Raw genomic sequence first — 5,419 nt, forward strand, 5'->3', positions numbered from 1 at the left:
CGGCACTGAGCGAGCGGAAAGTTGAGTTGGTAAAATTAAAAAAGGAACGAGACGCTCTGCGTAACCGTCAGTTATTACTGGATCGGGATAATGTCGACCCCGACTTGGCTGGGGAATTAATGCGCAAGGAATTGAACGTTGTTGCCCCTGATGAGGTTGTCGTTCCACTGAAGTGATATGCCGCGCACAAAAATGAATAGCTATCTACTGCTTTCCGCAACGGAAAAGCGCTTTTCAGACACGGTCATTTTGATTAGGCACTTTGTATGCGCAAATAAAAGTTCCACAAAAGGAAATAATTTTGGCCACCACCCCAGTGAAGAAGACATCATCTAAAAAGGCCAGTGTTAGCGAAGATGCAGGCCGTGCCAACCGCGAGCGTCCGGATGAGCCGAAACCGTATAAAGCGCGCAAGGAAGAGCTTTTGAAGTTCTACCGCGACATGCTTCTTATCCGCCGGTTTGAGGAAAAGGCGGGGCAGCTTTATGGACTTGGTCTTATTGGCGGTTTCTGCCATTTGTATATCGGGCAGGAAGCTGTGGCGATTGGGCTGCAATCCGCGCTAACGCCGGGTAAGGACAGCGTGATAACAGGATATCGCGACCATGGTCACATGCTGGCTTATGGCATAGATCCAAATATCATTATGGCCGAGCTGACAGGCCGCGCAGCTGGCATATCAAAGGGTAAGGGCGGGTCGATGCATATGTTTTCGACGGCGCACAAATTTTACGGCGGACATGGCATTGTTGGCGCGCAGGTGTCACTGGGTGCGGGCCTTGCCTTTGGGCATAAATATGCGAACGATGGCGGTGTGTGCCTTGCCTATTTCGGTGATGGTGCATCCAATCAGGGGCAGGTGTACGAAAGCTTCAACATGGCCGAGCTTTGGAAGCTGCCTATCATTTTCGTGATTGAAAATAACCAATATGCGATGGGAACAAGCGTCAACCGTGCGTCATCGGAAGATCAACTTTACCGCCGAGGTGAAAGCTTCCGCATTCCCGGTATTCAGGTAGACGGCATGGATGTGCTTGCGGTCCGAGGTGCAGCAGAGGTTGCGCTGGATTGGGTACGTAGCGGCAAGGGGCCTGTATTGTTGGAAATGAAAACCTACCGTTATCGGGGGCATTCCATGTCCGACCCTGCCAAGTACCGCAGCCGCGACGAGGTCCAGTCCGTGCGCGACAACAGCGACCCGATCGAAGGCTGCAAGGCGTATCTCACTGAGATGGGTGTCGGCGAAGACGCGCTAAAGGTGATCGAAAAAGAAATCCGGACAATCGTAAACGAAGCTGCGGACTTTGCCGAGACGTCACCGGAGCCCAATCTTTCCGAACTCTATACCGACGTTCTGGTGGAGCAATATTGATGGCAATCGAACTAAAGATGCCCGCGCTTTCGCCAACGATGGAAGAAGGCACTTTGGCCAAATGGTTGGTCAAAGAAGGCGACAGTGTGAAGTCAGGCGATATTCTTGCTGAAATTGAAACCGATAAGGCTACGATGGAGTTTGAAGCGGTCGATGAGGGCATTATTTCGTCGATTACGGTTGCTGAGGGCACGGATGGCGTAAAGGTTGGTGCGGTCATTGCGCTGATTTTAAGCGAAGATGAGGAGCAGGCGCTTTTTGCGGCGTCAAAAGTGAACGCCAAGGCTGACCCTGCGCCGGTAAGACAGCCTGACGAGACACCGGCTACGGTAACGCACAAGCCCGACCCAATCGTTTCCAATGGTAATATGCAATGGGTAACTTTGCGTGAAGCATTGCGCGATGCCATGGCAGAGGAAATGCGCCGCGATGACCGCGTGTTTGTCATGGGTGAGGAAGTCGCCGAGTATCAGGGCGCGTATAAAGTCACACAGGGGCTACTTGACGAATTCGGCGCACGCCGCGTCATCGATACGCCCATTACCGAATATGGTTTTGCAGGCATAGGCACTGGCGCCGCGATGGGCGGCTTGAGACCAATCATCGAATTTATGACCTTCAATTTCGCCATGCAGGCGATTGACCACATCATCAATTCTGCTGCGAAGACCAATTATATGTCGGGTGGACAAATGCGCTGCCCCATCGTTTTTCGCGGTCCAAATGGTGCGGCGGCGCGTGTTGGCGCGCAGCATAGCCAGAACTACGTGCCTTGGTACGCCAGTGTTCCGGGGCTTATTGTCATTGCACCTTATGATGCGGCGGACGCGAAAGGTCTTTTGAAAGCAGCTATCCGTTGCGAGGACCCTGTGGTCTTTCTGGAAAATGAGTTGCTCTATGGCCGGACTTACGAGGTTCCGGCGGGGAATGATCATGTCGTACCAATCGGCAAAGCCCGGATTATGCGCGAGGGAAGCGACGTAACGATCGTAAGTTATTCCATCGGTGTCGGCCTGTCACTTGAAGCAGCAGCCAAACTGGAAGAAGAGGGCATAAGCGCTGAGGTCATCGACTTGCGCACTATCCGCCCATTGGACAAGGCCACAATATTGGCAAGCTTGGCAAAAACCAACCGGTTGGTTGTGGCGGAAGAGGGCTGGCCTGTGTGCTCGGTCGGAAGCGAAATATTGGCGATATGTATGGAGGAAGGCTTCGACGATTTGGATGCGCCTGTAATGCGGATCACGAACGAAGATGTGCCGATGCCTTACGCGGCGAACCTGGAAAAAATGGCGTTGATTAATGCCGACAAGATTGCGGCTGGTGTACGGAAAACTGTGGGCATTTAACTCGCGGCATAATGCCACGGAGGGCTTGGCATCGGTACATTTGGTCACGGGGGTTGTCTCCAGAGATGCACATGCGATTTATATCGTTTTTGTCCGTCAAGAATTCTTAAGATTAAAGAAGAATGATTTTTATAATATTAACAAACACTTCTTGATACATGAAGTTACAACCTTATGACTGATGCCAGTTTGGAAATTCTCCCTCCAACTCGTTTGGCTATCGCGTATGTGCCGGCTCATCTCCGGCCCGCGCTCACATTGTTGCTGCAGATGGACATGCGTTTTGGTGATATCGTGCGGACAGCACGGGAGCCTATGATCGCGCAAATTAAGATGGCTTGGTGGCGTGAAGCATTAACCGAAGCGGTGGATTTGCGCCCGAAGGGGGAGCCGTTATTGCAAGCGCTTACCGCGGTTGGGGGCGTCATTCCACTGTCCGCGCTTGAGGCGCTGGTGTCCGCATGGGAGGAATTGTTGGGCAGCGATGAATGGAGCCAAGCTGTAACGGACACGCATGCCCAGTTGCGCGCTGAAGCGATATTCCAGACGTACGCAAATTGGGTGGGGAGTGCGCAGGAGGTTAGGCCTATCGGGCGGCTATGGGCTATCGAGACTTTACGAACGGCCTTTCCGCAACGCGTTGCCGAAAGCATTTCTGCCCCACTTGCTGTGTTACCAAAGGCGCGCGCATTGCGGCCTTTAACTATACTTACACTGTCCGTGCAAACCGCATCGGGTCCGCGTTTGGTCTGGCATGCTTTAACGGGTCTTTAGGATTATGGCTCTTTAGCTGGACATCAGTTAGGGAGGCACATGCAATGCAACGGGCGGTGATAGGCGGTGTGGCAGCTTTGTTGATGGTTGGGGTAGGGCTTGTTTTGGCAAACCGCAGCAAATCAGGAACCGGTTATACCCGCGCCGCCGCCGCCAGCCATTATTTCGGACGCGCTTCCCGAAGCTGCGGCAAACGCGCCAGCTTATGGTCCCGCGCCTCCAACACCGCCTGAAGCGCCGAAGGCGAGCCGTGAAGAGGTGCACTTCAATCGCTATGATCGCAACAGAGACGAGCTGGTTTCGCGGCTTGAGATGATGGGCAGCCGAACCAAGGCGTTTAAGGCGCTGGATACCGATGGCAACTATCTGCTGACGTTTGAAGAATGGGCTGCTGCGACCGGGCAACGCTTTGCCGACGCAGATAGAAACAAGGACCAGTTACTTACCCGTAAGGAGTTTGCGCAAATGCCTCCCAAGTTGGTCGCTAAACCAGGGTGCCATTGTTAAGCCGCTATCGCTTGGGCTGAGATCCACGCGTTCAAGTCGGTACGGGCCCTGCCAGTCATCGCCGCTTTGCGTGACTTCTTGTGCACTTTATCCTCGAGCGGCGCGAACAAGCCGAAGTTAATGTTCATTGGCTGATAATCATCGGCCATGGCATCGCCGGTGATATGGCCAAGCAAGGCGCCGAGTGCCGTCGTAGAAGGCGGCGCAGTGACCGTGCGACCCGCAAGCTCAGCGGCTGTCATGATGCCGGCCATAAGGCCGACGGCGCTGCTTTCGACATAGCCCTCGCAGCCGGTAATCTGGCCTGCAAAGCGGATATGCAGCGCAGACTTCAACCGCAACTGGCGATCAAGCAAGATGGGTGACCGAATGAAGGTATTGCGATGTAAGCCGCCAAGTCGTGCAAATTCTGCATTTTGAAGGCCTGGTATTGTACGCAGAAGATCAACCTGCGCACCATATTTCATCTTCGTCTGAAACCCGACCATGTTCCACAGCGTGCCCTGCTTATTATCCTGCCGCAGTTGCACGACTGCGTGCGCCCAGCGGCCTGTTCTCGGATTATCCAGACCCACAGGCTTCATGGGGCCAAAGCGCAATGTGTCTAACCCGCGTGAGGCCATCACCTCAATCGGCATGCAGCCTTCGAAATACGGGGTGTTGGTTTCCCATTCCTTGAACTCGGCCTTGTCAGAATCGAGTAAGCCTTGGTGAAAGGCGCGATATTGTGCCTCGTCCATGGGGCAGTTGATATAATCCTTACCTTCGCCCTTGTCCCAACGCGATGCATACCACGCGATGTCCATGTCGATGCTGTCATGATAAATAATCGGCGCAATCGCATCGAAGAAGGCCAAGCGGTCTTCGCCCGTTTTAGCCATGATGCTTTCGGCAAGATTTGTCGCGGTCAGGGGGCCCGTGGCAATTATGACGGGGCGGTCCGTTGGGATAACGTCAACCCGCTCGCGTACAATTTCAATATTATCATTATTTTCAAGATGCTTGGTTACGGTTTCTGAGAAAACATCACGATCAACAGCCAGTGCAGAACCCGCAGGAACCTTAGCGACCTCAGCCGCTTGCATGATAAGCGATCCCAAGTCGCGCATTTCCTGATGCAGAAGGCCAACGGCGTTGTTTTCGGCATCGTCCGAACGGAAGCTGTTGGAACATACCAATTCAGCCAGGCCATCGGTTTGGTGTGCTGGCGTCATTTCCCCCGTTCCACGCATTTCAGACAGTTTTACGCGCACGCCGCGCTGGGCGAGTTGCCACGCAGCTTCACAGCCAGCAAGGCCGCCACCGATAATCTGGACATCAAAATTTTTGCTCATTCGGCGCGGCTATCAAAAATCTTTGGCGCTGCACAGGCAAAAGCGCCAAGATGGGCTATGGGATTTACACTTAACTCTTCTGC

The 5,419-nt window shown here is 53.6% G+C and carries 5 protein-coding genes; 4 read left to right on the top strand and 1 reads right to left on the bottom strand.

Going from position 1 to position 5,419, the window contains the following annotated elements; genetic code table 11:
- Window positions 1-295 precede the first annotated feature (295 nt).
- The 4 genes from pdhA to ACIQ2T_RS11770 all read left to right on the top strand — a co-directional run bounded on the left by pdhA (window position 296) and on the right by ACIQ2T_RS11770 (window position 4,002).
- The gene (pdhA, locus tag ACIQ2T_RS11755; RefSeq protein WP_397590982.1) at window positions 296-1,372 is read left to right on the top strand and encodes a pyruvate dehydrogenase (acetyl-transferring) E1 component subunit alpha; all 1,077 of its coding nucleotides are present in this window, start codon (window positions 296-298) and stop codon (window positions 1,370-1,372) included.
- Entirely contained in the window at window positions 1,372-2,721 is a 1,350-nt protein-coding gene (locus tag ACIQ2T_RS11760; protein ID WP_397590979.1) for a pyruvate dehydrogenase complex E1 component subunit beta, read from the top strand. The genes pdhA and ACIQ2T_RS11760 overlap by 1 nt, the downstream gene beginning before the upstream one ends.
- A 174-nt stretch (window positions 2,722-2,895) precedes the next feature.
- Window positions 2,896-3,495, top strand: coding sequence for a squalene/phytoene synthase family protein (locus ACIQ2T_RS11765; protein WP_397586004.1), 600 nt, complete (start codon window positions 2,896-2,898; stop codon window positions 3,493-3,495).
- A 99-nt stretch (window positions 3,496-3,594) separates the two neighbouring features.
- Entirely contained in the window at window positions 3,595-4,002 is a 408-nt protein-coding gene (locus tag ACIQ2T_RS11770; RefSeq protein WP_397590980.1) for a hypothetical protein, read from the top strand.
- Here the strand turns inward: ACIQ2T_RS11770 and trmFO are convergent.
- On the bottom strand, window positions 3,999-5,336 hold the full coding sequence (trmFO, locus tag ACIQ2T_RS11775; protein WP_397590981.1) for a methylenetetrahydrofolate--tRNA-(uracil(54)-C(5))-methyltransferase (FADH(2)-oxidizing) TrmFO: 1,338 nt from the start codon (window positions 5,334-5,336) through the stop codon (window positions 3,999-4,001). The genes ACIQ2T_RS11770 and trmFO overlap by 4 nt on opposite strands.
- Window positions 5,337-5,419: the final 83 nt, after the last annotated feature.

Origin of the sequence: Sphingorhabdus sp. (genome assembly GCF_044357595.1) — a bacterium.
Taxonomy (GTDB): domain Bacteria; phylum Pseudomonadota; class Alphaproteobacteria; order Sphingomonadales; family Sphingomonadaceae; genus Sphingorhabdus_B.